The sequence below is a fragment of the uncultured Aquabacterium sp. genome (assembly GCF_913773725.1).
Classification (GTDB): Bacteria; Pseudomonadota; Gammaproteobacteria; order Burkholderiales; family Burkholderiaceae_C; genus Aquabacterium.
Genome location: NZ_CAJYGK010000137.1, coordinates 1 through 25,420, shown reverse-complemented (window position 1 = coordinate 25,420; position 25,420 = coordinate 1). Strand labels below are relative to the sequence as shown.

Genomic DNA, 25,420 nt, shown 5'->3' with positions numbered 1-25,420 from the left:
GCGTCATGCAGTGGAATCAATGCATGCCGGCCATGCGTCCACGGCAAATGGCGTGCCCGCGCTCGGGCTCGGCATGCCAGCCGCGGTACAAGCGGATCACGTCGACCGGCACCACCTGCCGGTTGAGCAAGGGCCACGCAAGGCCGGCCGCCGCCCGCCACAACACCCGTCCGGCCACACCATCGACCTGGGCTTGCCGCAAGATCTGCCGGGCTTCTCGGAGCACATCGCCCCAGGGCAGGCGGAGCACGGCAACCCACAGGCGGTTGCGAGCGAGGATGACCTGACGCTCGGGCCGGCGGCATGCAGGCGATGGATGATGGTGGACGACCACATCCGGGGCATACAGCATGTGCCAGCCGATCGTGGCCAGATCCAGTCCCATCAGCACGGCCTCGGCGCCCAGCCCGAGCCGGGGCTCGTATCCGCCGGCCTCCCGGAAGGCAGCCATGCGCATCACAACCGCCCCGGGCAGAAAGGACAACAGAGAGGTCCCCGGCAACCCGGCCCGCTCAAGCGGGCTGCTGGCCATTCGGCGGCACACTTTCGCTTCCCGCTGCTCCGGCCCCACCAACACACGGCCATTGACCAACCCCACATCCGGGCATGTGTCCATGATGGACACGGCCCGTTCAAGCGCACCGTCGGCCCACCACGTGTCGTCGTCACAGAAAGCCACGTAGGGCGTTCGCACGTGCGCCACAGCGAGGTTGCAAGCCGCGGCACCGACGTGGTGGGACAAACGCAGCAGTCCCACGCCGGCTTCCGCAGCCGCTTCCCGGATGGCGCGCGCGTTGCGGGGGCACGAGCCGTTGTCCACCACCACGATCTCGGGCCGTTCGGGCAATCGACAGAGGTGGGCCAGGGTCCGCCTCAGTTCTGCGGGCCGCTGGTGAGTGCGCACCACGACTGTCACACGCGTTTCACGCATCGCCACCTCCACAGGCCCCTGCCAACGACCACAGACGCTCGGGACGGCCGAGATCCGCCTTCCCCTGCTCACCCAGCCCGCGCACCTGGCTGACGTACTCCGATACGGCCTGGGCCTTCAGCGGGTCGGCCACCGGGATGGCCATGTCCGACGGCGTGGCCACGAGCCCCAGACCGGCCAGGGTCTGCAGTCGCTGTTGCAGCAGGCCTTCGAGCCGCCGGTAGGGCACGTCTTCGTAAAGCAGCACCGGCCAGTCGACCAGCACACGACGCAGCGCCCACAGTGCCGCTTCGTGCACAAGCAGGTGATCGGAATGAAACAGGCCCATCGGCAGGATGACGGGCGCGTCATCAAGGGTGCGCAGGGTGTCGAGCAGCGCTTCGCCCAGTTCGTGCGGCGACGGACTCCGGCTGTACTGCGCATCCAGGAAGTCCAGCCAATGGGGTGTGGCGCCCAGCGCGGCCAGGGCGCGGGCGTCTTCCTCCCGACGAGCGGTCATCGCCTGGCGCGCACTCTCGAACCCGCACCGGGCATCCCAATCGGTAAGAGGCACATCGTCGGCGGGAAGTCCTGCAAACACGGTGACCACGGTGGCGCCCGGACGGGCCGCCAGCAGCCCCCCGCAGGAAAACACCGCGTCATCCAGATGAGGAGAAAGAATGACCATGTGAGGGATCGCAACCGCGTGGGCGAAAAGGTTTCCGGATGCACTTCCCGGCAAACGGCGTGCCCGCCTCCTCCCGGGCACGCCAGGTGCTCCATCCTGCGGCCGCCCCCGCACCACCACGCGTGTGCAGGCGCCCCTCGGAGGGCGGCCGAGGGCGCAGAAAGACCCAGACATGAACAGCAGCGGCGGCCTGCGTGCCGTGATGCCCATCCTGTGGGAAGCCGTCCGACCTCGCTGGCGCCGAACCTCCCTCGCGCTGTTGCTGCTGGTGGCCGCCAAAGTGACCGCGGTCATGGTGCCCCTGCTGCTCAAAGCGATCATCGACCGTTTCAGCCGGCCAGAGAACCTCGCCGCCGACGTGTCAAGACAGGCTGACCTGCTGCCATCGGCCCACACCGTGCTGGTCCTGCCGGTGTTCATGCTGCTGGGCTACGCGGCCCTGCGGTTTGCAGGCACCTTGTTCACCGAACTGCGCGACCTGATCTTCTCGCGTGTCACGCTGGGCGTGGTCACCCGGTACGCCGAGGAGGCTTTCGCCCACCTGCTTGCGCTCACACCGCGCTTCCATGCTCAGCGCCAGACCGGCGCGCTGATCCGGGATCTGGAGCGTGGCACGGGCGGCATCGGCTTTCTGCTGGGGGCGGGCCTGTTCACGGTCGTGCCCACGCTGGTGGAGTTCTTTGCCGTGCTCATCGTCATGGTGAGTGGCTACAGCCTCTGGTTCACGGTGGTCATCATGCTGACCTTCGTGGCTTATGCGTCCTACACCACGGCAATGACACAGCGCAGGGAGGTGCGCCAGCGCCGCGTCAACGAGGTCGACTCTGCCGCGCATGGCCGCATGGTCGATGGCCTGCTCAACTACGAGGCCATCAAACTGCACGCCCGAGAGGCGCAAGAGCGCCAGCGGTATGCGACGGTACTGGGTCACTGGGTGGAGCAGGGCGTGGCCAACCAGAAGGCGTTGTCGACGCTGCACATCGGTCAAGGGGCCATCATCGGTGTCGGCGTGGCCCTCGTGATGCTGCTGGCTGGCGAGCAGACCGTACAAGGGCGCCTCACGGTCGGCGATCTGGTTCTGGTCAACGCGTACATCCTGCAGATCTGCCTGCCCCTCAATGCGCTGGGCTTCGTCTTCCGGGAAGCCCGCGATGCGCTCGTCAACACCGAGAAGTTGCTGGGCCTCCTGGCTCAGCGGCCGGACATCGAAGACCGCCCCGACAGCCCGGATCTCGTGGTCGAAGGGGGCAGCATCAGCTTCGAGCATGTCGACTTCGCGTACGAGCCGGGTCGGCCCATTCTGCAGGATGTGAGCTTTCAGATCGGAGCGGGCGAGACGGTGGCGGTGGTCGGTGGCAGCGGTTCAGGCAAGTCGACACTGGCCAGGCTGCTGCTGCGTCTGCACGAGGTCGGTCAGGGTCGCATCGTGATCGACGGGCAGGACATCCGCAGTGTGCGCATGGGCAGCCTGAGACGGGCCATCGGGGTGGTTCCGCAGGACACCACCCTGTTCAACGACAGCGTCGCTCACAACATCGGCTATGGGCGGGTGGGCGCCAGCCTGGCCGATGTCATCGAGGCTGCCAAGGCCGCGCAGATTCACGAACTGATCGAGTCCCTGCCCCATCAGTACGACACCCCGGTCGGTGAGCGAGGGCTGACGCTGTCCGGCGGCGAACGCCAGCGCATCGCCATCGCCCGCGCGTTCCTGAAGAACCCGCCGATCATGGTGCTCGACGAGGCCACTTCCGCGCTCGATGCCCGATCAGAGCGGGCCATTCAGGCCGAACTGGACCGCATCGCCCACGGTCGGACGACCCTGGTGATCGCGCACCGGCTGTCCACCATCGTGGACGCAGACCTGATCATCGTGATGGACAAGGGTCGCATCGTCGAACGCGGTCGCCACGAGGCATTGCTTGCCCACGACGGCCTGTACGCCCAGCTCTGGCGCCTGCAACGTCAGCAACAGCAGGTGGAGCACCTCGAACAGGAACTGGCGCGGCAACCCATTCACCTCGCAGTGCTGTTGATGGGCGTGCTCGACGGGCTGCGAGAAGCGATCGAATCGCGGCACATCAAGCTCTACGCCGACATCGCCTTCGAAGACGCCCGTGTGACTGGTGACCCCAGTTCGCTGGCTCAGGCCATCGGCCAGTTGTGCACCCGGGCCATTCAGACCATCCCCCCCGGCGGCCGCCTTGCCTTGCGACTGGAGCGCCACCATGCACACGCCCGCCTGTCGATCACCGAAGGGCTGCAGCCTGCTCTGGGCGAAGACGACCCGGGTGTGCTGCCTGCCGGCGCGCTGCCCATGCCGGTGGTGACGCTGGATCCGCTGGCGCTGCGGGCCACGGTCGAACGTCAGGGAGGGCAGTTCCGCTCGGAGCCTGCCAGCTCGGTGCAAGGGCCGCGTCATGTCATCGAGATGCCACTGCTCGCCTTGTCGGCGCGTGCACCCTCCATGCTGCCCGAACAGCCTGGCAATCCGGCCCCCACGACACCGGCCGCGCTGACCGCACCCGGTGCCGGAGCGCTGATGGGGCTCGACATCCTGGCCGTGGACGACCTGCCGGATGCCTTGGAGTCCCTGGTGCTGCTGCTGTCCGCAGAAGGCGCCCGTGTCGCCCCGTTCAGGACGGGCAGCGAAGCGCTCGCGTGGCTGGCAGACACGCCGGCGTCGGATTGGCCTCACCTGGTGCTGTGCGACATCGATCTGGGCAATGAAGACGGCCATCAAGTGGTTCGCCGCATCCGCCAGCTGGAGGACGAGCGTCAGGTACCGCTGGACAATCGTGTCCCGGCCATCGCGCTGAGCGGGCTTTCCGAACCAGCGGACCGCGTACGCTCTCTGATGAGCGGCTTCCAGTCGCACCTGGTCAAGCCTGTCCAACCCGGGGAATTGCTGGATACCATCCTGCGCGTGACGCGCGGTACCGCGCCCCCGAATCCCGTGCCCTCCGCCCAGTGACTTGCCGCAACAAGCGACGGGGAATGTAAGTCTTGCCGCTCAACTGGGGCGTCGCGGTTGTGCGGGGCCGCCCTGCGTGCCTTCGAGCACGCCGTCCTTCTCTCGTCCCGGAATCGGTCCGCCATCGGGGCCGCTGTTGCCGGGTCCCTTGATGTCGTCACCGGATGGCCCGCCGTCCTGGCGGGTCAGATTCGAGCCGCCCGGGCCGGTGCTCCGGTCGGGTGCGGTCCCGTCGTTGCCCCCCGCCCCCGGGCCGTGGCCAATGCTGGTGCCACCCAGACGCATCGCGCCGTCAGAGGCTCGCCAGGACAGGGGGCGGGGCGTCCGTCGAGGGCAGTACATCGGCGCAGGTGAACCGGTGGGTGCTTCGGGTCGCTCACCGGGCAGTTCGCCAGCGGGCAGCGGCGGAAAGATGGGTGCGTGGGGTAAGGCTTGGCGAAAGGCAGGGGGCGTGACGAACATGAACGGTCTCCGGTATCTGGGCTCGAAAACAGCCGTGACAGGCTGGGTCAGGGAGTGCGGCAAACCCCGTGCCCTGGACTGGGCTGCCGCCACGCGGGCACAGGGCTTGCCGCCGCCGCGTGAGATCGCGCCCACCAACCACAGGAGTCAGAGCATGGCCTCGCCCTACCCCACCCTGTTCGATGCCACCCGCCCCCTGCGCAGCATCGACCCGTTCCTCGACCTGTCGCGCGAGATGAACCGCGTGATGGACGCCTTCTTTCCCGGAGCCGGCCAGCTGATGGGCGTGGGAGCAAGGCTGGCAACCCATGCCGTGCCCCGCGTCGACGTCCAGGAAGACGAGCAGGCCGTGGTCATCTCCGCAGAACTGCCTGGCGTCGACATTCAGGACATCGATGTGCAGCTGGAGGGCGACACCCTGACGCTGTGTGGCGAGAAGCGCGCCCAGACGGAAACGGCACTCGAACGCTACCGCCTCATGGAACGCAGCTTCGGCAGCTTCCGGCGCACCCTGCCCCTGCCCTTCACACCCGATCCCGCCGGCATCACGGCCGAGCACGAGCAGGGCGTGCTGACCATCCGCATCCCGAAGACGGCCCGGGCGGAATCCAGCCGGCGCATCGAGGTACGCCCTGGCCGCGCACCGAACGAGGCGACGCCAACCGCCGACAGCCCTCCCATCGAGGACCTCACTCTGGCCCCGGAAGGAGACGGCCGATGACGCCCGAAGCACGTGAGCGCGAACAACGTCGGATGGACGGCTGCTGTACCCGCAAGCGGGAGCGCGTGCCCACCTACCAGGAATTGCTGGACGACGCGCTGGAGCAAACCTTTCCGGCAAGCGATCCGATCTCGCCCAGCGCCGCCATGCACACACATGCACTGTTGACGTCCGCCGAGAACCGCAAGGACTGGACCCTCCAGCCCGGCGCCCAAGGCCCCTGCAAACCCGGAACCACCACACCATGATCGACATCCAACTCGCTCGACAGGCTCTTCAACGCGTTCTGCCCATGCTGGAAGCGGGCGTCCACGATCGCACCGTATGCGGCGCGGGCTTCATGCACGTGGTCGTCATGGACCCTGGAAAGCGCCCCGGGTCCTGCCCATTCGAGGAGGCCATCCTGCTCGAGCACGAACTGGGAGACACAGCCCGCCGCGACGCCGACTACACCGGCTTTGCCCGCGCCAAGGCCCGGCTCAGCTGGCAGACCGGCCTGGACGGCACGGCGATACAGACCCACCACCCGCACCTGCTCAGGCCGGGCGACACCATGCTGACAGGCGGCATCTGCCTTGATGGCATCGTGGTGGGCGTCAGCGGCGCCCACCCGTGGTTCGATGAAGCGTTTGGTGTGGCCATCGCGGCACAGCTGCGTGCGGCCTGCAAGGACCGCCATGCCGGTTGGCTACAGGACGGCCTGCTCGAGATCCCTCGTCATGCCGGGGCCGAACACGACACCCCTGCGCGCCAGGTGGAGCTCATCGGATGAGCGATCGGGACACCGTGGCACGCCGTTTGCCACATGGCGTCCGTTCCCTTTGCGACCGCCCGAACCGTCGGGCCCCTTCCATCTGACACACAAGGAGCCAAGCATGAACGAGATCCATCGCCCCGCACGCTGCGCGATCGCGGCAGCCGTTTTGTCTCTGGTGGCCGCCCACGCGGTGGCACAGACCGGCGCCGCGCCCAACGGAAGCGGCACCAGCACCTACCAGGGTACGGACAGCACCGCCGGGGGCCAGTTTGACGGCGCGGTACGCAACAACCCCGATCCCAGCAGCCAACGCCCGCCCAGCTCGGTGACCAACCAGGGTTCGGGCACCTATGAAAGCACCAGCACGCCGGGCAGCCAGGGCACTCCCGCCGGCAGCATGTCGGGCAGCGACACCGGCACCAGCAGCCCCATGAGCCAGGACAGTGGCAACACCATGGGCACGACGGGCGCGGCATCCGGTGATGGCGCCGCCAGCCGCTACAGCACCGACCTGTCGACGCTGCCTTCAGAGCCGACGGCAGCCGGCCCGGGCGCGGGCTATGACAGCAGCTACTCGTGGCTGCCCTACACGACCTCCGGCTATGTCGGCCTCTCCATCGGCACGGGCGACATCGACAGCAGCTGCGCGGCCGGCACCAAGTGTGAAGACCCGGATGGTGCCGTGCACATCTTTACCGGCGGCATGTTCAATCCCAACTTCGGCCTGCAACTCGGCTACTTCCGGCTGAACGACGCCGACCGCAATGGCGGCAAGACCAAGATCAGTGGCGTGAACCTGGTGCTGACCGGTGTCGCCCCGCTCACCAACACCTTCAGCCTGGTCGGTCGCGTGGGCGGCACCTACGGCTGGACCGACGTCTCCGCCGCGCCGGGCGTGGTCACGGCCACCGGTGACGAAACCGGCTTCGGCGCCTCGTATGGCGTCGGCGTGGCCTGGGACTTCAACCGCAACTGGAGCGTCACCCTCGACTGGGACCGCCACCATCTGAAGTTCCCCGGTGACGACAAGAAGAACACCGACATCGCCACCATCGGTTTCAAGTACCGGTTCTGACATGACGGCCTCGGATCGACCGTACGATCCGGAGGACTGGCCGGCCAAGTACCGCGCGGCAGCATCGCTGCCCGCCGCACTGGCCGGCCTGCCTCGTCCATGGGTCTTCACGAACGGCGTCTTCGACCTGCTGCATCGAGGGCACGTCCAGTGTCTGGCGGGGGCTCGCGCCCAAGGTGAAACGCTCATCGTGGCGCTCAACAGCGACGCTTCGGCGCGCAGACTGGGCAAAGGCCCGGGTCGACCGGTTCAGACCGAACGGGATCGCGTCTGGGTGCTGGCCGCACTGGAATCGGTGTCGCTCGTGACGCTGTTCGATGAGCCCACCCCCACGGCTCTGCTCGCGCGTGTGCGCCCGGACGTGTACGTCAAGGGTGGTGACTACGACGTCGGCCAGCTCGAAGAAGCCGCCCTGGTCTCGAGCTGGGGGGGGCGAGCGATGACCATGCCCTTTGTGGCCGGCCATTCCAGCAGCCACCTCGTCGAGCGGATGCGCGCCACCACGGTGTCCTGAACCCGGAACACAGAGAAAACGACGGTCAGGAGGCTGCCGTGGGCAGCCACTGGGCGTTGCCCTTGCCCACGACATGCAGGCTGGCCGCCACCTCGTCGTACGACACCTGTGCTGCACCGGACCGTCCCACCACAATGCCGGCTGCGGCGTTTGCCCACCGCATGGCCTCGGCCAAGGGCTCTCCGAGCGCAATCAGATGCGTCAGCGCCGCGAGCACCGTGTCGCCGGCGCCGCACACATCGTAGACCTCGCGGACCTGAGCCGGCTGATGGAACACGCCGCGGGCGGTGAACAGGCTCATGCCGGCCTCCCCCCGGGTCACCAGCAGGTTCTCGAGTCTAAGCCGCTGGCGCAGGGCATGAGCCAGTCGGCAAAAATGCGATTCGTCGTCTGGCTCACCGACCCAGCCTGTGAACTCGGCCAGGTTGGGCTTGAGCAAGGTCGCCCCGGCATAGCGCTCCATGTGGCGCCCCTTCGGATCCACCAGGACCGGCTTGCCCGCCTCACGCGCCATGCGGATGAACTGCGCACACGATGACAGCGCCCCCTTGGCATAGTCGGACAGGACAACAATGTCATGCTCGGGCAGCAGGCGCGCATAGCGGTGCGTCAAGCGGCTGATGGCGGCGGGGGGCACGGGCACCTCGAAATCAGCGCGCAGCAACTGCTGTCCCCTGCACACGCAGCGGATCTTGCGCGTGGCCGTGTAGCCCGCCTGGGTGACCCGCTCGAGGACCACACCCTCGTCCGTCACCATGTCGGCCAGATCATCCGACGCCTCGTCGTCGCCGAACGGTGCGAGCAGCGTGACCGGCGATCCGAGTGCAGCCAGGTTGACGGCGACATTGGCGGCGCCTCCGGGACGTTGTCTCTGCCCCTTGACGGCCAGCACCGGCACAGGCGCCTCCGGCGAGATCCGAGAGGCCGAACCGTCCCAGTACTGATCCAGCATCACGTCGCCCACCAGTAGCACGCGCAACGTCGATTTGGCCATGCGTCACCCACCTTGTTCCGTAGAAGAGTGGCTCCAAACGGCAAACCCCATGCCCGCGGTCAAGAAAGAGACCTCATGCCTCAAGGCATCGGGTGGCTCCGGAGATCGGGAGGCGTTTCGAAAGTGTGGGCAGGCAGCGGTGTGGGCAGGGTCCACTCCAGCCCTTGCGCGCCCTCCCATGGGCGGGCGGGCGCCGGCAGCCCGCGCTTGCGCAGCATCGGCCACACGATGAAGAGGGCAAACCAGGCCTGCGCCAACCCGAACACGAAGGCAGACACCGAGACGACGGCATTGAAGTCCGCGAACTGCATGGGGTAGTCGGCATAGCGGCGCGGCATACCCGCCAGCCCCAGGAAGTGCATGGGAAAGAACGTCAGGTTGAAGCTGACGATAGAAAGCCAGAAATGCCATTGCCCGCGGCGTTCGTCGTACATGACGCCCGTCCATTTCGGCGCCCAGTAGTAGAAGCCGGCGAACATCGCGAACAGGGTGCCGGCCACGAGCACGTAATGGAAGTGCGCGATGACGTAGTAGGTGTCATGGACCTGTACATCGACCGGTACGACGGACAGGATCACGCCGCTGAGCCCGCCGATCGAGAACACGCTGATGAAGCCCACGGCGAACAGCATCGGCGTCTCGAAGGTCATGCTGCCCCGCCACATGGTGGCGACCCAATTGAACACCTTCACCCCGGTCGGGATGGCCACCAGCATCGTCGCGTACATGAAGAACAGCTGTCCCGTGACAGGCATGCCGGTGGCAAACATGTGATGAGCCCACACGATGAAGCTGAGGATGGCAATGGCAGACGTGGCATAGACCATCGACGCGTAGCCGAACAAAGGCTTGCGGGCGAAGGCAGTCACGACCTGACTGATGATGCCGAAGGCCGGCAGAATCATGATGTAGACCTCGGGATGGCCGAAGAACCAGAACACGTGCTGGAACATCACCGGGTCTCCGCCGCCTGCCGGGTTGAAGAAGCTGGTGCCGAAATGGCGGTCGCTGAGCACCATGGTGATCGCAGCGGCAAGCACCGGGATGACAGCAATCAGCAGGTAGGCAGTGATCAGCCAACTCCAGCAGAACATGGGCATCTTCATCAGCGTCATGCCGGGAGCCCGCATGTTGAGGATGGTGACGATGATGTTGATCGCCCCCATGATCGAGGAGGCCCCGAGCAGGTGCAGTGAGAAGATCGCCAGGTCCATGCCCCTTGGCATCTGGGTGCTCAGTGGCGGATAGAGCGTCCACCCTGCAGCCGGAGCTCCGCCATCGATGAAGAAGGTGCCGATCAACAGCACGCCTGCGGGCACCATGAGCCAGAAGCTGAAGTTGTTCATGCGGGCAAAGGCCATGTCGGATGCGCCGATCTGCAGCGGGATCATCCAGTTGGCGAAACCGACCAGCGCCGGCATGATGGCGCCGAAGATCATGATCAGCCCGTGCATGGTGACGAGCTGGTTGTAGAAGTCGGGCGAGGACAACTGAAGGCCCGGCTGAAAGAGCTCGACACGAATCAGCAAGGCGAGGACGCCGCCGATCATCAGCATGCTCAGCGAGAAAAGCAGGTAAAGGGTTCCGATGTCCTTGTGGTTGGTCGCAAAGAGCCAGCGGCGCCACCCTGGCAAGGTTTCATGGCCGTGCGCCTGAGACAGGTGCGGGTCGTGGGTCAGGGTGCGCATGGAGTCGTCCGGATGGCACCGCGATTCGGGCGCTGCCGTATGGCGGCAATCACCGTGCCGATACCGATCCCCTGATGCACAACGGCACGGTGCTTGCCGCACCGGCCTGTCGCATCAATGATCAAGGAGCATCCATGGCCACCTCACCCGATGAAACCGATCTGAACGAGATCCTTCGCCGCCTGCAGCGCGGTCAGGGGCATGAACTTGTCCATGACGGCAATGTGAAGGACCTGATCCGGCTCGCGTCCGCGCGGGGGGACCACCTCACGGAGACACTGCTTCGCGAGTGGACCGCGCCCTGCTCCCCGTCGTCCTCTCAGGATCCCCCTCAGGCCACGGCCTGAACGGCGCAGACAGTCCCGCAGGCAGCGCCGCCGCGCGGCGCTCGATCCGTGCAAGCGCGTCGGCCAGGCGGTCGATGCGCTGACTGTTCCATACGGGGGCGCGGTAGGCGGCTTCCAGCGCGTCACGGAGACGCTGGTATTCGGGGTGCCGTTCCGGGAACATCGTCAAACCTCCTTGGGAATGCAATGCCCCGTCAGGGCAAAGCGTGTGCCCGGCTCCCCGCGCTGTGCACCGGAGGTCAGGCCGCCGCCCCAGGTCCACGGGGTGCACGGGCCAGCCAGCGCTCTAGCGCCGCGCCGTCGATGGGTTTGACCATGTGGGCATCGAACCCGGCTTCCAGCGCAAGCTGCACGTCCTGCTGCTGCCCGTACCCCGATACCGCGATCATCCAGCCCGTGTGGCCGGCCGCCCTCGCCTGTCGGGCCACTTCGTAGCCGGTCAGCCCGGGCAGGCCGATGTCGACCAGGGCCAGGTGGGGCCGCCGGGCCAGCAACAGCGCCAGACCGGACCGTCCCTCGGCCGCGGCCTGTACATGGTGTCCCTGCAGCGTAAGCATGGTGGTGAGGGCCTCGCGGGCGTCGGCGTTATCCTCCACCAGTACCACCTCGCGGGCTGTCGTGGCTGGCACCGAGTCTGCGGTCGGCTCCACCGGCTCACCGTCAAGGGCGGGCATCGTCACCGTGAACACGCTGCCCTCGGTGCCACTGCGCACAGCGACTTCGCCATCGTGCAGTTCTGCCAGGCGGCGCACCAGTGTCAGGCCGATACCCAGCCCGCCTTGGCGCCGGTCCAGCGTGCGTTCGCCTTGCACGAACAGGTCGAAGATGTGCGGTAGCAAATGCGCGGGAATGCCGAATCCCTGGTCGATGACCTCCAGCTTGACCTTGGTGCCATCCCGATGGACCCGCACGGTGATCGGCCGTTCGGGCGGGCTGTACTTCACCGCATTCGTCACCAGGTTGTTGACGATCTGCTCAAGGCGCATGGCATCACCGTTGACCCACACGTCTTCCGTGTGCACGCTCAATGGGTGAGCCTGCAGAAGGCCGGAGACCTGCATGGTATGCACCAGCCTTCCCACCATGGCACCGAGGTTCAGCGGCTGACGCGACAGGTGGATCTTGCCGGCAATGACACGGGCCACGTCCATCAGATCGTCCATCAGGCGCGCCAGATGGCGAGTCTGGCGGGTGATGATGGTGCGCACCTTTACAGCCTGCTCGTCCTGCGAGCTGATGCGGTTGAGCACCTCGATCGCGGCAGAAATGGCACTGAGGGGGTTGCGCAACTCGTGTCCGAGCATGGCCAGGAACTCGTCCTTGGCCCTGTTGGCCCGCTCGGCTTCGAGGCGCGCCTGATGCTCCTGCGAAATGAGGCGCGCCCGTTCCTGCTCCACCTGCTGCTGCGCCGTGACATCCACCATCACGCCGATGAGCCGCAGCGGTGTGCCTTCGGTGCTGTAGAGCATCACCGTCCGGCTCGATAACCAGCGCTCCTCAGCCTGGCCCGCGGTGCGGAACTTGAAGACAACCTGTTGTGCCTGCTCGGCCCACGCCTGGGCCAGGGTGGCTTCGATCACCGGCGCGTCGTCCGGGTGCACCCGAGCCAGCCAGCCCACCCAGCTCGTCTCGACCGCCCGGCGGTCCAGACCGAACAGACGGGCCAGCCCCGAGGTCATGGTGACGGTGTCGGTGGCCAGAACACGGTCGAAGAAGCCCACATCGCCCGCCTCCTGCGCCAGTTCGACAAGGTGCTGGCTGTCCTGAAGACGTGTGCGAGCACGCATGAGGCGCTCCTGAGCCAGCATGCGCTCCGTGATGTCGACATACGTGGCGATCGCCCCGCGCGGGTGCCCATGGCCATCCAGCAGGGGCACCGCGTGCGCCAGCAGACGCAACACCTTGCCGTCAGGATGGCGCACCTCCACCTCCTGGTTCCAGACCGTCTCTCCCCGTGCGGCCCGCTGCAGCGGGTGCTCGTGCGGTTGCAACGGGCGGCCGTTCTGCAGCATCTCGTACGAGGCGACCTGGCCTTCGCGAAAGCCGAACATCGCGACCTTCGCCGGGTTGCGCAGCACCACACGGCAATCGGGATCCTGTGTGATGGACAGCCCGATCGGGCTGGTGTTGAAGAGCGTCTCGAACTCGGCGGCCTTGGCCTCCAGCCGCTCGCGCGCCTGCTCCCGCTGGGCTTCGGCCGAGCGCATGGCATCGCGCAACTGCGCGATCTCATGCACGGCAATCTCGCCCGGCACGGCGGAGGCCCCGCCTGTGGCCAACGCATGCAGTGGCTCGTTCACGCGCCGCACCACGAACAAAGACAGCCCGACACCCGCGAGCAGCGAAATCAGGGCCGCCAGCACCGCCATCGAGATCGCCCACAGGTTGCCTCGGTCGAGCGGGGTGGCCGCCACGCCCACGCCAATGCCCCACTGCGACAGCGCGATCCGCTGCCACGCGACGTAGGTGTCACCGCCTTCGAGCAGGCTGGTCTTCTGGAAGCCGGAGGCCTTGTTGCCCATCCGGGCCCTGCCATCCTGGGGGAGCATCTGCCCCACGAAGCGCTCAGGGTGCAGCGAGCGCGCGATGATGCGGTACCCCTCGTCGAACACGGTGACGTAGCCGGCATGAGGGGAGTGCCCCTGACCGATGAGGCTCTGCCAGGCCGAAGCATGGATGTCGGCGGCCAGCCAGTACGCCAGCCGGCCCTGCACCTCGACCGGGACCGCGATGCGGGTGAACAGGTCATTGCCCGATGCACCGCGAAGCCCCTGAATGCGGGGTGGCGGCAGCATCCCGCCCGGCAAAGGGCGCGCAGGGACGGCCGCGCCCATCAGGACCGGATCGACGGGATCGGTGCTGCGCAGCAGGGTGTGGCCTTCCGGATCGGTCAACACCACGCGGCTCCACGAGGGGCGGATCAGCGGCAATCGGACCAACCGGGCATGAAAGCCGGCCAGATTGCCCTCCTTGAGGCTCGTGGTGTGAGACAGGATGGTGAGCGCATCGATCGAGGACACCTGCTCACGCTCCACCATCAGCGCCAGCGAGCCGGCGGTCTGGATCAGGCCCTGGCTGAGCTGCCGGCGAGAGGCCAGGATCTCCTGCGCCATCAACCAGGACGTGAGCGCCCCCAGAGGCACAGTCGCGACGACGATGACCAGCAGCAGATAGGTCCGGAGAGAGGCCACGGGCCAGCGCAGGCGCGGGCGGTGAGTCCGTTTCAGGCTCTGGAGTGGCAGGGGTTTCATGCGCAGGAGAAAGGGGGAATGGACCGCCGCAGCGGGTGCGCGCGACATGCCCGCCTTGGGCATGGAGTTTGCCGCCACCTTCGCGAAGTTCCTCACATTCATCTTTTAACAAGGAGTAAATCATGAAGCAAGTCATCCGGATCGCGGCCGGCATGGGCCTTGCGGCCGTTGTGGTCCCCGGCTTCGCGCAAACGGGCCCAGCCAGTACGAGCGCAGCTGGTCAGGCGCGCCCTGCCACCACAGCCAACCAGGCTGCGGGGAAGTCCGCTCAGGAGGATTGGCAGCGCATCTACCGCGTCAGCAAGATCATCGGGTCGGACGTGCGCAACCTGCAGGGTGAGAAGGTCGGCGACATCAAGGACGTGGTCTTGGACCGCCAGGGGATGGTCAGCTATGCCGTCGTGTCGACCGGCGGCTTCCTCGGCATGGGCAACCGCATGCACGCCGTACCCTGGAGCGCCTTGCGCTCGGTTCCCGGCCGTGACCACCGGGTGCTGGACATCGACAAGGAGCGCCTGAAGCAGGCGCCGAGCTTCGAGCCGGACAAGTGGCCGAACGTCGTCGACGAAGGCTGGAGCAGCGCCAACCGGCGCTTCTTCGAAGGCGGCTCGAGCGAGCGCCGCTGAGGCCCCCCTCATGCTCTCATGCGCCCCGACCCGACAATGATCGGGCCGGGGGCGTCCGTTTCGGGCTCAGGCCACGGGGGGACGGTCAGGCTCTGCTGGCGTGGATATCTCGCGCAGCACATCCTGCACCGCGGCGGGCTCACGCACCGCCAGGTCACCCAACGAGACGATGCCGATCAGTTCCTGCGCGTCGCTCAGAACGGGAATGCGCCTGACCTGCACGTCGCTCATCTGCTGAGCCACTTCCTCGACGCTCTGGTTTTCCAGACACCAGCGCGGGTGTTCGGTCATGATGTCCCCCACCCGCACGTCACTGGGGCGCAGGTCGCTGGCGGTGGCGCGCACGGTGATGTCGCGGTCGGTGATCATCCCGACCAACCGGCGGTTGTCGCACACCGGGAGGGCCCCCACGTTCAGGTCGTCCATCATCTGGGCGGCCTGCTGAAGGGTTGCGTCCGGCGAGATGACCTCGACCCCTCGCGTCATCACATCGGCAATTCTCTGCATCGGATCCTCCTGTCGGGGCCGGCAAGCCTGCCGGCAAGAAATGGCATGCGCGGGCCGTCAAACGGCCGTGCGATAGCGGTCACGCAGCAGCTTGACCTGCTCGTGGTTGCGCAGCACGCCCTGGTATTGACGCTCGACCACGGCCCGAATCGGCTCGGGCAAGGGACGCGACAAGGCCTTCTCGTAGCGTGCCTTTGCCACGTCCTCACCCCGCTCGCATTCCTCCAGCATGCCCACGTCGGTGTAGCCGCTCAGCGTGCCGCGCATGGCCACCCAACCACGGTGCATGGCACCGCTGATCGAGCCGCTGTCGTCCGGCGTGCCACCACACTCGCTGACCAGGACCTGCAATTCCGACACGGCTGCTGCACAAGCGGAAGCGCGCGCAAGAAAGATATCGCGCAACTCGGGCGATTTGACGTGTTCGGCACAGGTGTTGAAGCCTTGCTGGCCGTCACGGCTGTTTTCGATCAGGTCGTTGAGGACCTCGATGATGTCGTCTCGTTCCATGATGTGCTCCTGATGATGAAGTTGAAGACAGGCGCGCCGTTTCCGGCTGTGCGCCGCATCCGTGGTGTTGGCAGGCGGTGTGCCCGGGGTGCCGGGCACGTCATTTGCCAAGGCGGAGGATCGCCCTTTGGCTTGCTGTGTCCCACGTCATGCCCCACCTGCTCGATGTCACGATGTTCTGGAGCGCCACCGGGGGCGGGGTCCGACGCTACATCCAGGCCAAGCGCGCCTGGCTGCGTGCCTGTTCGGGGTGGCGTCACAGCGTGGCTGCACCCGGTGTGGGGGCGCAGGATGGTCCGGACACCCTGCCGCTGGACGGGGTCCCCCTGCCGGGCTCGGGGGGCTACCGTGCCCCGCTGAATCGCCAGGCGGCCGCGCGCAAGCTGGCATCCCGCTCCCCTGATCTGATCGAAGCCGGTGATCCTTACCGACTGGCGTGGGCCGCGCTGGACGCCGGCCAGCGGCTCGGCATTCCGGTCGTCAGTTTTTGCCACAGCGACCTGCCGACCCTCGTGCAGCGCTGGACGGGCGCCGCGGGCGCTGCGGCCGCGCGCTGGTATCTGCGTCACCTTTACCGGCAGTTCGACCTGGTCTTCGCGCCCAGCCAGGCGATGTACCGCGCGCTGTGCGACGCCGGGCTCCAGCGCGTGGTGCACCAGGGTCTGGGGGTGGACACCGGCCTGTTCCATCCAGCACGACGCGATCCGGCCTGGCGCCGCGAGCTCGGTCTGTCGGACGCGCACCGGATCCTGGTCTATGCCGGGCGTTTCGCCCCCGAGAAGAACCTCCACGTTCTGGCTGCCGCGGCCGAACGCCTGGGTCCTGATCACATTCTGGTCGCCGTGGGCGCCGGGCCTTGCCCTCCCCGAGGCAGGCAGGTGCGCCTGTTGCCGCACGAACACCGGCCTGAAGGACTGGCACGCATCCTGGCCAGCGCCGATCTGTTCGTCCATGCCGGTGACCAGGAGACCTTCGGCCTGGCCGCACTGGAGGCCATGGCCTGCGGCTGTCCCGTTGTAGTGCGCAACCGGGCCGGTCTGGCCGAACTCGTGGACGGCGGGGCAGGACTGCGCGTGGAGCGAGGCACGGCCACCGACTTCGCCGAAGCCATCGAGGCCTGCCTGCGCGACGACCAGCCCCGCCTCGGCCTCGCGGCCCGCCAGTGTGCGCTGCAGCACGACTGGTCTGCTGCCATGCAGGGTCTGATGCACCACTACCAGAGGCTGATGTGATCCCATGACCCACCCATCCCTGCCCCCTCGGCCCATGTTGAGCGTCACGGTCCACGACGTGGCGCCCTTCACCCTGTCGGCCTGCCAGCGGGTCATCGACGCCGTGCAGGAAGTGGCGGACGTGCGCCTGACGCTGCTCGTGGTGCCGCGCTACCACCTTCGTCCGTCCAACCGTCACTTCGAGCAGACCTTGCACGACTTCCACCGGCAGGGGCACGAACTCGCCTTGCACGGCTACAGCCATCTGGACGACGGCGAGCCATCAGGTTGGATGGATCATGTCAAGCGGCGCTGGTACACCGACGGCGAAGGCGAGTTTTCTGCTCTGCCTCAGGACGAGGCACTGCGCAGGCTGGAGGCCGGCCGCCGCTGGTTCAGCCGCCGTGGCTGGCCCCTGTACGGCTTTGTCGCGCCGGCCTGGCTGATGAGCCGGGGCACCTGGCAAGCCTTGCAGCAGCTGCCCCTGGACTACACGGCCACGCTGAGATCCGTTTACAGCCTGCCCGCCGCAGAGCGCTACCGGAGCGCGTGCATGGCGTTCAGCACACGCTCTGCCTGGCGACGCGCCGTTTCCCTGCCCCGCAACGCCTGGGTGGCCGCACGCTGGCACGCCCAACCGCTGGTGCGGTTCGAGCTGCATCCCCACGATGCCGACCATACGCTCATCCACCGATGCTGGCGTGAACGCCTTCGCGCCCTGCTCGACGAGCGCGATGCCCTTCCCCTGGCGGAGGCCGTGCGCGCGCTGCGCGGGCCACTGCTGCACCCACAGGTTGCTGCACCATGACCCATCTGGATACGCGCATCGAACATGACGCCCTGGGCGACGTGGCCGTCCCCGTCGAAGCGCCGTGGGGCGCGCAGACCCAGCGCGCGCTGCGGCATTTCGACATCTCCACCGAGACCCTGCCGCGGGAGTTGATCCTCGCTCTGGCCCGCGTCAAACGGGCCTGCGCCAGAACCAATGCGGCGATGGGCACCGTGCCCGAGCCCATCGCCACGGCCATCATGGCCGCTGCCACCGAAGTGCTCGACGGACAGCATGAGCAGGCCTTTCCGCTGCGGATCTGGCAATCCGGATCAGGCACGCAGAGCAACATGAACATGAACGAGGTCCTGGCCCATCGCGCGCAGGCCCTGTGGGCCGCTCAAGAGGACGGCAGCGCCTTCATTCACCCGAACGACCACGTCAACCGGAGCCAATCGTCCAACGACGTCTTTCCGACTGCCATGCACGTCGCGAGCGCGCTCGCGGTGCACCAGCGTCTGCTGCCAGCGCTGTCCGCCTTGCGCGGCAGCCTGCATGTTCAAGCCGGCCGCTTCGGCCACCTCGTGAAGATCGGGCGGACCCATCTGCAGGACGCCGTGCCGCTCACCCTGGGGCAGGAGTTGTCGGGCTATGAAGCACAACTGGCCCATGCCGAGCAGGCCATCGTCCAGGCCTTGCCCGCGGTCCAGGCACTGGCCATCGGCGGCACAGCCGTGGGAACCGGGCTCAATGCGCCACCCGGCTTCGGTGAGGGCGTGGCCCAGGCCCTCGCCGAGGAGACCGGCCTGCCCTTCAGCCCCGCAGCAAACCGGTTCGCAGCCATTGCGGCACACGATGCGCTCGTGGCGCTGCATGGCGCCCTGAAGGTGCTGGCCGTCGCCTTGACCAAGCTCGCCAACGACCTGCGGTGGCTGGCCTCAGGACCACGCTGCGGGCTCGGCGAGCTGGTCCTGCCCGCCAACGAGCCCGGCAGCTCCATCATGCCGGGCAAGGTCAATCCCAGCCAGTGCGAAGCGCTGCTCATGGTGTGCGTCCAGGTGCTGGGCAATGACACCGTGGTGGGACTGGCCGGAGCCGGCGGCAACCTGGAGCTCAACACGTTCAAGCCGCTTCTGGCTCACAGCGTGCTCCAGAGCATCCGGCTGCTGGCCGACGTATGCACGAGCTTCGAAGCGCATTGCGTACGGGGCCTGGAAGCCAATGCGGCACGGATCGCCGAACTGCGTGAGCGCACATTGATGCTCGTGACCGCGCTGGCACCCCACATCGGCTACGACCGGGCGGCGGCCGTGGCCCTGCACGCGCATGAACACGGGCTCACGCTGCGCGAAGCCGCCGGCGCACTGGGCGTCGACATGGTCTTGTTCGACGAAAGGGTGCGGGCCGAGAACATGGTCTGACCCGATGCGCGCGGGCGGTACGGGGATTGCCCGTTCCCACAGGGCACCGGCCAGCGCGCCGGTCCGCTCGCCCCCTTATCCACCCTTCACGCAAGGAGCGAACATGATGCACAGGACCTTTCGCCTCACCGGCCTGCTCGCCTGCCTCTTGACGGCCTCGGCCCTGCTCGGCGCCTGCAACCGCCGCGACAATGCCCCGACCACGGGCGACATGAGCCCGGCCAGTGCACCGGACTCCGGAACGGCCGGCACGATGGGCACGACCCCCGGGGCCATGTCCGGCAGCGGCACGGACAATGCCGGCGGCACCGCGGGCGCCACCGGTTCGGGCGACACCACCGGGTCGACCGGCACGACGGGCAACACGGGCTCGGGCATGGGCGGCGACACCGGCACCGCGCCGGGCGCCGCTCCCGGCGCAGCACCAGGCGCCAGCACCGTGACACCGGGGGCCAGCAGCCAGGCGCCCCTGAGCGCACAGGACCAGGCGTTTGCGCGGGCCGCGACGGAAGCGGGCTTGTATGAAGTGGCCGTGGCCCAAATGGCCGTGGAGAAAGCCGAGCACCCCGATGTCAAGGCAATGGCCACCACACTGGTGGACGACCATGGCAGTGCCAACAACCGTCTGGCGCAGCTGGTCGGCACCCGCATGACGCTGCCCAATGCCGTGCCTCCCGCCAAGCGCCAGGTCATCGAGCGTCTGGGCAAGGCAAAGGGTCAGGAGTTCGACCGTCAGTTCATCCGGCAAGTCGGCCTTCAGGATCATCAGAAGGACATCGATCTGTTCCAGAAGGCCGAGGGCCAGCTGACCGACAGCAGCATGAAGGAGTTCGTACAGACCACGCTGCCGACACTGCGGCATCATCTGTCCATGGCACAGGACATTGCACGCAAGCTGGGTGTGAAGGCCACCTGAGTGGCCTGCGCCGATTGAGCCACCATGCTGGGTGCCGCCGCCTGCATGAGGACTTGACGGACGGCCCCGGCGCAGTACCCTGTTGGATTCGTCGATGCGGCGCAGTCATGAGGTTGAGCGTGTTTTTCAAAGGTGATGCGTGGTCCCGGCTGCGCTGGTCCACAGCGTCCTTGAGGGCTCACCTGCTGGCCGTGACCCTTCTGGCCACCGTGCCCATGACCTTGCTGGCCGCCTGGCTGATCTCGGAGCAGGCCCGGGAAAGCAGAGCGCAGCTCGATGCCGACCTCGCTCGGGCAGTCCGGGCGTTCGCCATGACGGTGGACCGTGAACTGGCCTCGTCGGCAGAGGCCTTGCAGGTGCTGGCCATGACGGACCAGTTGCAGCAGGGGGACCTCGCAGGGGTGTTCACATCACTGGCTGCGCTGCCCTCGCCGCGTCAAAGCTGGGGCAGCGTCTTCCTGTCCGAACTGGACGGACAGATCGTCTTCAACACCCAGCAACCGGCGGGACGACCGCTGGGCCGGCTCAGCGACCCCGCTGCGTTGACGAGATTGCGCCAGACCGCCCGGCCCGTGGTGACCAACCTCACGACGGGGCCGGATGGCCGTCTCGCCACCGGGGTGCTGGTGCCGGTGCACGTGCAGGGCAAACTCGCCTACGCCCTGGGCGCGTGGATTCCCCCCTCCAGTTGGATGAGCCTGATCGGCACATCGGGCTTGCCGCAAAGCGCCTTCATGTCGATCTTCGATGGCGACCTGCGACTGGTGGCGCGCAACCGTGGCGGCGAGGCGGTGGTCGCCCAACCTTTGCCCGCACTCACGCGCGTCCGTCTGAATGACGGCCCCTCGGGAACCGGCCGGATCGGCATCCTGGAAGGCGGCGAGGCCTATGGCGCATGGCAACGCATCGATCCCGGGCAATGGGGCGTCGTGATCGGCGAACCCGCCGAGCCGATGGACCGGGCCCACCGCGCTTCGGTCACCACGGCCTTGCTGATGGGCCTCGCGTCGCTGGCGGGCGGCATGCTGCTCGCCATGGGGGTTGCCAGCCGTGTGACCGGTCCGTTGCGGGCCCTGGCCCTGCACGGGCCCCAACGGCGTGGCGAACCCAGCACCGTGCGCGAGCTGCAGATGCTGGAACAGGCCCTGCAGAGAGAAGAAGCCCGGCGCGACATCGCCCACGAGCGCCTGCAGCGCCAGGCCGCCGAGTTCGAGACCCTGTTCCGGAGCAGTCCGATCGGGCTGGCCATGACGCAGGAACGCGATTGCGGGCATGTGCTGCGCAACCCCGCCCTCACGCGCATGTTGGGCGAAGATGCCGAGCAGACCCCGGACATCGCCCAGGCGGAGCGCAGCGGCTGGCCGGACTGCCCGATGTACCAGCAAGGCATGGTGGTCCCGGCCGACGCCCTGCCCCTTCAGAAGGCGGCGCGGACAGGGTGGACCCAGAAAGACGTGGAGCTCACCATCCAGGCGCCGGACGGGGCCGTGCGCAAGGTGATCGCCCATGCCGTTCCGCTGTTCGATGGCCGCGGCGCCCCTCGGGGTGCGATTGCCAGCTTCACCGACATCACGGCCCGGCAGCAGGACGAGGCCTCGCTGGCCGCAGCGGAGAAGGGCCTGCGTGCCAACCAGCAACTGGTGGAACTGGCCCAGGCGGCCGGTCACGTCGGCTTTTTCCAGCACAGCCGGCGTCATGCGCTGGTGCACTGGAGCACGGGCTTCTCGCGGCTGCTCGATCTGCCGCTGTCGGAGCTGCGCGGTTCGGCTCGGCGATGCCTGCGTCGGGTTCTGCCCGAAGACCGCAACCGGGTGGTGCAGGCCCTGCGCGCTGCGGCCGCTGGCCGGACCAACGCCCACATGCTCGAGTTCAGGCACAAGGGCGCGGACGGAGAGGTCCGCTGGCTCGGCACACGATTGCGTTTCACCTGGGATGCGCGAGGCCGGCCCGAGCAGGTCAGCGGCGTGGTGGTCGACATCACCACCCAGAAGGCCATCGAAGCCGCTCGCCTGGCGCTGGTGGCGCGTGAGACGGCCGCGCGGCAACAGGCCGAAGAAGCCAACCGGAACAAGGACGAGTTCCTGGCCATGCTGGGCCATGAACTCCGCAATCCGCTGGGGGCGATCGCAGCCGGCTGCGAAGTATTGAACCGGGCCGGCACACAGGAGGATCTGGCCAAGCGCGCCCGTCAGATCATCGCGCGCCAGGCAGCGCACCTCGGCCGTCTGATGGATGACCTGCTCGACGTGGCCAGCGTGCTGGCAGGCCAGCACGAAGAGGACAACACCGCCATCCGGCTGGACCTCGTGGCCGACCGCGTGCGGCACACCCTCGACCTGGCGGGACAACTGGCACAGCACACGGTCAAGGCCCACCTCCAGCCCGTCTGGGTCGAAGCCGACCCGAGCCGCATGGAGCAGATCTTCACCAACCTGCTGGTGAACGCACTGAAGTACACCCCTCCCGGGGGCCACATCACACTCACCGTGGGCCCCGGCGAAGGGGCTTCCGGCCCGGAGGCGGTGGCCACGGTGCAGGACACGGGGGCAGGCCTGAGCCCGGCTCTGCAGTCCAGGGTCTTCGACCTGTTCGTCCAAGGTGAACGCACGCTGGATCGCCAGCAGGGTGGGCTGGGCATCGGGCTGACGCTCGTGAAGCGGCTGGTCGAGCACCATGGCGGCCAGGTCGCCGTGCACAGCGATGGCCCCGGACAGGGCGCCACCTTCACGGTTCGGCTACCCGCCTGCGAGCCGCCCGAGCCCGCCGTGCAGGCCCTGGCCGAAGGACCTCTGCCGCCGCTGCGGGTGGTCATCGTCGAAGACAACGACGATGCGGGCGAAGCCCTGAGGTCGATGCTGGCACTGGACCAGCACACCGTGCAGGTGGCCACGAACGGGCCGGACGGCATTGCGCTGATCCTGTCCACCCAGCCGGATCTCGCGCTGGTGGACATCGGCCTGCCCGGGCTGGGCGGGTTGGAGGTGGCGGCCACCCTGCGCGCCCGCGGGCATGCAGGGTGGCTGGTGGCCGTCTCCGGCTACGGCCGGGCCGACGACCTCAAGCGCTCCCGTGCAGCCGGCTTCGACCGCCATCTGGTCAAGCCTGTCACAGCCGCACGAATCGAGCGCATGCTTGTCATGGCATCACGCCCGAGGCCGGCCGCGGATCAGGCCGACAATGCCGAGCAGGATCACGGCACCGATCAGTGACACCAGGATCGAGCCGAGGCTGAACGAGTTGTCGTTGATGCTCGGAACCCCGACCAGCGGCGAGATCAACCACCCTGCCAGGGCAGCCCCCACAAGTCCGACGACGATGTTGAGCAACACCCCCTGCTGGGCATCCGTTTTCATGATGAGACTCGCCAGCCAGCCGACGATCCCGCCCACCACCAACCAAACAATCAAACTGATCATGACACGTTCCTTTCTGTTGAGATACACAGGACACATGACCTCGTCTTGACTGCTTCGCAACGAGGTCGCCCGGACGTCATGGGCAAGCACCATGCCGGGCCCTTCACCCCAACAGGGTCAGTTCGACGGCGCCCCGGGCGAAGGAGCGACATCTGCCCGTCCGCACGTTTTGCCGGCGGACGCTGGAATTTGCCGGTGGCGCCGGTTCAACCCGGCGATGAGCAAGCCCGCGCCGAACGCACCGTAGACACAGGCGATGCCGGCACGTGAGGCGCGCCGCTCGAAACCCGGGCGCAACTTCGGTGGCACCGCCCGCGTGTCGACAAACCAGGCCAGCAGTGTGACGGCCGCGGCCAGCGCCACCGGACGCGCCGCATCGACCGGAGTCGCCGCCACCGGCGAAGGCGGTTCGGTGGGCACCGGTCTGTCGGGGCCGGCGCCAGGCCTGGCCCAGCGGATGAGCCCCTCGTACAGCGCTGCCCACCACAGGCTGCTGAGCTGATGGATCAACAGGCCCCAGAACGTGAAGCGCCAACTCGGCATGTTGGCGCGCAAGGCGCGCTCGCCATGCAGCCAGTGGCTGGGCGCGTTCAGCAGGGACACGCTGCTGCCGTGGCGACGGCGGCCATGCCAGGCGAGCGCAAGGGCGGACAGGACGCTGGCCAGCGTCCCGCTCCAGAGCCAGTTCAGTGTGGCAGCCGGGCGGGGCTGCGGGGCATCGGAGGGGTGAACAGGTGCACGCATGGTTGCTGAGCCGGTTGACGGAATCTCTTCGATCAGCAAACGCTGTTCCGCACACACGGCGCTATGCCAGAGCCTCCAGAAAGGCCAGCAGGCCGCGCTCGTCCTCACCGAGACCGTGCACAGGAGGCAGGTTCACCGACAACGCCGACGCAGACTCGGTCTGCGGTCTGCAAGGCCACACGCGCTGCTCCGCACACGTGATCAAGGCCGGATGCACATAGGCCTTCCGGCAGACGGCCACGGTGTTGCCCAAGGCACTCGCCACCTGCTTGAGCGCCTGCGAAACGGCTTTGACAGGGGCGTCACCGTCCGCACACGCCGGAAGCAGGCGCCACGCCAGAACGCTGCCGTGCCACGTTCGGAAGTCCTTGGCCGTGAAGTCTCCTCCTGTGGCATCGCGGATGTAATCGTTCACATCGCCCGAGTCGATCGCGTGCCGCACGCCCGTGACCGCGTCGGTGTACTGGAACAGGCGCTGGCCGGCCAGTTCCTGGCAGCGCTGCAGCACGCGGGCCACCCGCTTGTCCTGCAGCGCCACATCGTGCCAGACCCCCGACTTGCCCCGGAAGTGCAGGCGGACCCGAGGGCCCTCGATCTCGGCATGCCGCTGTCGCAGCGTGCTGAGCCCGTAGGAACGGTTGTCCCGCGCGTAGATGCCATTGCCCACCCGAAGCCGTGTCCGGTCCAGCAGGCGAACCAGCGCGGCCAGCACAGCGGCACGTCCTGGCTCGGCCTCGGGCCGTCCCAGGTCGCGGTCCACGCGCTCACGCAAGGCTGGCAGCGCCTCGCCAAAGGCCTTCATGCGCGCGAACTTGTGCCCGTCCCGCACATCACGCCAGCGCGCGTGGTACCGGTACTGCTTACGGCCGCGGGCATCCCGGGCCGTGGCCTGGATATGCCCGTCCGCGCTGGGACAGATCCA

Annotated in this window: 24 protein-coding genes; 13 read left to right on the top strand and 11 right to left on the bottom strand. The window is 67.5% G+C overall.

Features of this window, described 5'->3' with window-relative positions; all coding sequences use genetic code 11:
* Nucleotides 1-16 precede the first annotated feature (16 nt).
* Together QZ709_RS16255 and QZ709_RS16250 are read right to left on the bottom strand one after the other, a co-directional pair.
* Nucleotides 17-931, bottom strand: a complete 915-nt coding sequence (locus tag QZ709_RS16255) for a glycosyltransferase (RefSeq protein ID WP_294638472.1) — start codon at nt 929-931, stop codon at nt 17-19.
* A complete protein-coding gene (locus QZ709_RS16250) occupies nt 924-1,598 on the bottom strand; it encodes a PIG-L family deacetylase (RefSeq protein ID WP_294638471.1) in 675 nt (224 codons plus the stop codon). The genes QZ709_RS16255 and QZ709_RS16250 overlap by 8 nt, the downstream gene beginning before the upstream one ends.
* A gap of 172 nt (nt 1,599-1,770) precedes the next feature.
* On the opposite strand from QZ709_RS16250, the gene QZ709_RS16245 reads away from it, so the two are divergent.
* Nucleotides 1,771-4,569, top strand: coding sequence for an ATP-binding cassette domain-containing protein (locus QZ709_RS16245; protein ID WP_294638470.1), 2,799 nt, complete (start codon nt 1,771-1,773; stop codon nt 4,567-4,569).
* Nucleotides 4,570-4,608: 39 nt separating this feature from the next.
* Here the strand turns inward: QZ709_RS16245 and QZ709_RS16240 are convergent, their stop codons facing one another.
* Nucleotides 4,609-5,031, bottom strand: coding sequence for a hypothetical protein (locus QZ709_RS16240; protein WP_294638469.1), 423 nt, complete (start codon nt 5,029-5,031; stop codon nt 4,609-4,611).
* 154 nt (nt 5,032-5,185) lie between these two features.
* Here QZ709_RS16240 and QZ709_RS16235 point away from each other — a divergent pair, with 154 nt between their 5' ends.
* The 5 genes from QZ709_RS16235 (at nt 5,186) to QZ709_RS16215 (ending at nt 8,098) form a co-directional block, all read left to right on the top strand.
* Nucleotides 5,186-5,752: an Hsp20/alpha crystallin family protein gene (locus QZ709_RS16235; protein WP_294638467.1), complete on the top strand. Its 567-nt coding sequence runs from the start codon at nt 5,186-5,188 to the stop codon at nt 5,750-5,752.
* Nucleotides 5,749-6,000, top strand: coding sequence for a hypothetical protein (locus QZ709_RS16230; RefSeq protein ID WP_294638466.1), 252 nt, complete (start codon nt 5,749-5,751; stop codon nt 5,998-6,000). The genes QZ709_RS16235 and QZ709_RS16230 overlap by 4 nt, the downstream gene beginning before the upstream one ends.
* Entirely contained in the window at nt 5,997-6,524 is a 528-nt protein-coding gene (locus QZ709_RS16225) for a hypothetical protein (protein WP_294638464.1), read from the top strand. Before QZ709_RS16230 ends, QZ709_RS16225 begins: the two co-directional genes overlap by 4 nt.
* A 103-nt stretch (nt 6,525-6,627) precedes the next feature.
* Nucleotides 6,628-7,584, top strand: coding sequence for an outer membrane beta-barrel protein (locus QZ709_RS16220; RefSeq protein WP_294638463.1), 957 nt, complete (start codon nt 6,628-6,630; stop codon nt 7,582-7,584).
* A gap of 1 nt (nt 7,585) precedes the next feature.
* Nucleotides 7,586-8,098 (top strand): adenylyltransferase/cytidyltransferase family protein, encoded by a 513-nt coding sequence (locus QZ709_RS16215; protein WP_294638462.1) that lies wholly within the window; start codon nt 7,586-7,588, stop codon nt 8,096-8,098.
* A gap of 25 nt (nt 8,099-8,123) precedes the next feature.
* Here QZ709_RS16215 and QZ709_RS16210 read toward each other — a convergent pair whose 3' ends face one another.
* Nucleotides 8,124-9,092: a PfkB family carbohydrate kinase gene (locus tag QZ709_RS16210; protein WP_294638460.1), complete on the bottom strand. Its 969-nt coding sequence runs from the start codon at nt 9,090-9,092 to the stop codon at nt 8,124-8,126.
* Nucleotides 9,093-9,172: 80 nt separating this feature from the next.
* Complete coding sequence (ctaD, locus tag QZ709_RS16205; RefSeq protein ID WP_294638459.1) at nt 9,173-10,780, bottom strand: cytochrome c oxidase subunit I; 1,608 nt, start codon at nt 10,778-10,780, stop codon at nt 9,173-9,175.
* 134 nt (nt 10,781-10,914) lie between these two features.
* Between ctaD and QZ709_RS16200 the strand changes: the two genes are divergently transcribed.
* A complete protein-coding gene (locus tag QZ709_RS16200; RefSeq protein WP_294638458.1) occupies nt 10,915-11,127 on the top strand; it encodes a hypothetical protein in 213 nt (70 codons plus the stop codon).
* A gap of 239 nt (nt 11,128-11,366) precedes the next feature.
* Here the strand turns inward: QZ709_RS16200 and QZ709_RS16195 are convergent, their stop codons facing one another.
* Entirely contained in the window at nt 11,367-14,378 is a 3,012-nt protein-coding gene (locus QZ709_RS16195; RefSeq protein WP_294638456.1) for an ATP-binding protein, read from the bottom strand.
* A 122-nt stretch (nt 14,379-14,500) separates the two neighbouring features.
* Between QZ709_RS16195 and QZ709_RS16190 the strand changes: the two genes are divergently transcribed.
* Nucleotides 14,501-15,004, top strand: coding sequence for a PRC-barrel domain-containing protein (locus QZ709_RS16190; protein ID WP_294638455.1), 504 nt, complete (start codon nt 14,501-14,503; stop codon nt 15,002-15,004).
* Nucleotides 15,005-15,070: 66 nt separating this feature from the next.
* Here the strand turns inward: QZ709_RS16190 and QZ709_RS16185 are convergent, their stop codons facing one another.
* Both QZ709_RS16185 and QZ709_RS16180 read right to left on the bottom strand, forming a co-directional pair.
* Nucleotides 15,071-15,511, bottom strand: coding sequence for a CBS domain-containing protein (locus QZ709_RS16185; RefSeq protein WP_294638453.1), 441 nt, complete (start codon nt 15,509-15,511; stop codon nt 15,071-15,073).
* Nucleotides 15,512-15,568: 57 nt separating this feature from the next.
* A complete protein-coding gene (locus tag QZ709_RS16180) occupies nt 15,569-16,021 on the bottom strand; it encodes a PA2169 family four-helix-bundle protein (protein ID WP_294638452.1) in 453 nt (150 codons plus the stop codon).
* 149 nt (nt 16,022-16,170) lie between these two features.
* Here QZ709_RS16180 and QZ709_RS16175 point away from each other — a divergent pair, with 149 nt between their 5' ends.
* From QZ709_RS16175 to QZ709_RS16155, 5 genes are all read left to right on the top strand, one after another.
* Nucleotides 16,171-17,253, top strand: a complete 1,083-nt coding sequence (locus QZ709_RS16175) for a glycosyltransferase family 1 protein (RefSeq protein ID WP_294638450.1) — start codon at nt 16,171-16,173, stop codon at nt 17,251-17,253.
* Nucleotides 17,254-17,257: 4 nt separating this feature from the next.
* Nucleotides 17,258-18,040: a polysaccharide deacetylase family protein gene (locus QZ709_RS16170; RefSeq protein ID WP_294638447.1), complete on the top strand. Its 783-nt coding sequence runs from the start codon at nt 17,258-17,260 to the stop codon at nt 18,038-18,040.
* A gap of 5 nt (nt 18,041-18,045) precedes the next feature.
* On the top strand, nt 18,046-19,422 hold the full coding sequence (locus QZ709_RS16165) for a lyase family protein (protein WP_294638514.1): 1,377 nt from the start codon (nt 18,046-18,048) through the stop codon (nt 19,420-19,422).
* Nucleotides 19,423-19,525: 103 nt separating this feature from the next.
* Entirely contained in the window at nt 19,526-20,338 is an 813-nt protein-coding gene (locus tag QZ709_RS16160; RefSeq protein WP_294638445.1) for a DUF4142 domain-containing protein, read from the top strand.
* 119 nt (nt 20,339-20,457) lie between these two features.
* Complete coding sequence (locus QZ709_RS16155) at nt 20,458-23,547, top strand: ATP-binding protein (RefSeq protein WP_294638443.1); 3,090 nt, start codon at nt 20,458-20,460, stop codon at nt 23,545-23,547.
* On the opposite strand, the gene QZ709_RS16150 is transcribed toward QZ709_RS16155, so the two are convergent.
* From QZ709_RS16150 to QZ709_RS16140, 3 genes are all read right to left on the bottom strand, one after another.
* Entirely contained in the window at nt 23,482-23,847 is a 366-nt protein-coding gene (locus QZ709_RS16150; RefSeq protein ID WP_366937187.1) for a GlsB/YeaQ/YmgE family stress response membrane protein, read from the bottom strand. The two genes, QZ709_RS16155 and QZ709_RS16150, sit on opposite strands and share 66 nt — an antisense overlap.
* A gap of 24 nt (nt 23,848-23,871) precedes the next feature.
* The gene (locus tag QZ709_RS16145; protein ID WP_294638441.1) at nt 23,872-24,498 is read right to left on the bottom strand and encodes a hypothetical protein; all 627 of its coding nucleotides are present in this window, start codon (nt 24,496-24,498) and stop codon (nt 23,872-23,874) included.
* Nucleotides 24,499-24,559: 61 nt separating this feature from the next.
* Nucleotides 24,560-25,420: DNA topoisomerase IB (locus QZ709_RS16140; protein ID WP_294638439.1), on the bottom strand; the 861-nt coding region annotated here is incomplete at its 5' end.

What these genes read in the sequence shown, in the direction of transcription:
- QZ709_RS16255 (WP_294638472.1), bottom strand. Translation starts at nt 931, where the DNA reads ATGCGTGAAACGCGTGTGACAGTCGTGGTGCGCACTCACCAGCGGCCC.
- QZ709_RS16250 (WP_294638471.1), bottom strand. Translation starts at nt 1,598, where the DNA reads ATGGTCATTCTTTCTCCTCATCTGGATGACGCGGTGTTTTCCTGCGGG.
- QZ709_RS16245 (WP_294638470.1), top strand. Translation starts at nt 1,771, where the DNA reads ATGAACAGCAGCGGCGGCCTGCGTGCCGTGATGCCCATCCTGTGGGAA.
- QZ709_RS16240 (WP_294638469.1), bottom strand. Translation starts at nt 5,031, where the DNA reads ATGTTCGTCACGCCCCCTGCCTTTCGCCAAGCCTTACCCCACGCACCC.
- QZ709_RS16235 (WP_294638467.1), top strand. Translation starts at nt 5,186, where the DNA reads ATGGCCTCGCCCTACCCCACCCTGTTCGATGCCACCCGCCCCCTGCGC.
- QZ709_RS16230 (WP_294638466.1), top strand. Translation starts at nt 5,749, where the DNA reads ATGACGCCCGAAGCACGTGAGCGCGAACAACGTCGGATGGACGGCTGC.
- QZ709_RS16225 (WP_294638464.1), top strand. Translation starts at nt 5,997, where the DNA reads ATGATCGACATCCAACTCGCTCGACAGGCTCTTCAACGCGTTCTGCCC.
- QZ709_RS16220 (WP_294638463.1), top strand. Translation starts at nt 6,628, where the DNA reads ATGAACGAGATCCATCGCCCCGCACGCTGCGCGATCGCGGCAGCCGTT.
- QZ709_RS16215 (WP_294638462.1), top strand. Translation starts at nt 7,586, where the DNA reads ATGACGGCCTCGGATCGACCGTACGATCCGGAGGACTGGCCGGCCAAG.
- QZ709_RS16210 (WP_294638460.1), bottom strand. Translation starts at nt 9,092, where the DNA reads ATGGCCAAATCGACGTTGCGCGTGCTACTGGTGGGCGACGTGATGCTG.
- ctaD (WP_294638459.1), bottom strand. Translation starts at nt 10,780, where the DNA reads ATGCGCACCCTGACCCACGACCCGCACCTGTCTCAGGCGCACGGCCAT.
- QZ709_RS16200 (WP_294638458.1), top strand. Translation starts at nt 10,915, where the DNA reads ATGGCCACCTCACCCGATGAAACCGATCTGAACGAGATCCTTCGCCGC.
- QZ709_RS16195 (WP_294638456.1), bottom strand. Translation starts at nt 14,378, where the DNA reads ATGAAACCCCTGCCACTCCAGAGCCTGAAACGGACTCACCGCCCGCGC.
- QZ709_RS16190 (WP_294638455.1), top strand. Translation starts at nt 14,501, where the DNA reads ATGAAGCAAGTCATCCGGATCGCGGCCGGCATGGGCCTTGCGGCCGTT.
- QZ709_RS16185 (WP_294638453.1), bottom strand. Translation starts at nt 15,511, where the DNA reads ATGCAGAGAATTGCCGATGTGATGACGCGAGGGGTCGAGGTCATCTCG.
- QZ709_RS16180 (WP_294638452.1), bottom strand. Translation starts at nt 16,021, where the DNA reads ATGGAACGAGACGACATCATCGAGGTCCTCAACGACCTGATCGAAAAC.
- QZ709_RS16175 (WP_294638450.1), top strand. Translation starts at nt 16,171, where the DNA reads ATGCCCCACCTGCTCGATGTCACGATGTTCTGGAGCGCCACCGGGGGC.
- QZ709_RS16170 (WP_294638447.1), top strand. Translation starts at nt 17,258, where the DNA reads ATGACCCACCCATCCCTGCCCCCTCGGCCCATGTTGAGCGTCACGGTC.
- QZ709_RS16160 (WP_294638445.1), top strand. Translation starts at nt 19,526, where the DNA reads ATGATGCACAGGACCTTTCGCCTCACCGGCCTGCTCGCCTGCCTCTTG.
- QZ709_RS16150 (WP_366937187.1), bottom strand. Translation starts at nt 23,847, where the DNA reads ATGGTGCTTGCCCATGACGTCCGGGCGACCTCGTTGCGAAGCAGTCAA.
- QZ709_RS16145 (WP_294638441.1), bottom strand. Translation starts at nt 24,498, where the DNA reads ATGCGTGCACCTGTTCACCCCTCCGATGCCCCGCAGCCCCGCCCGGCT.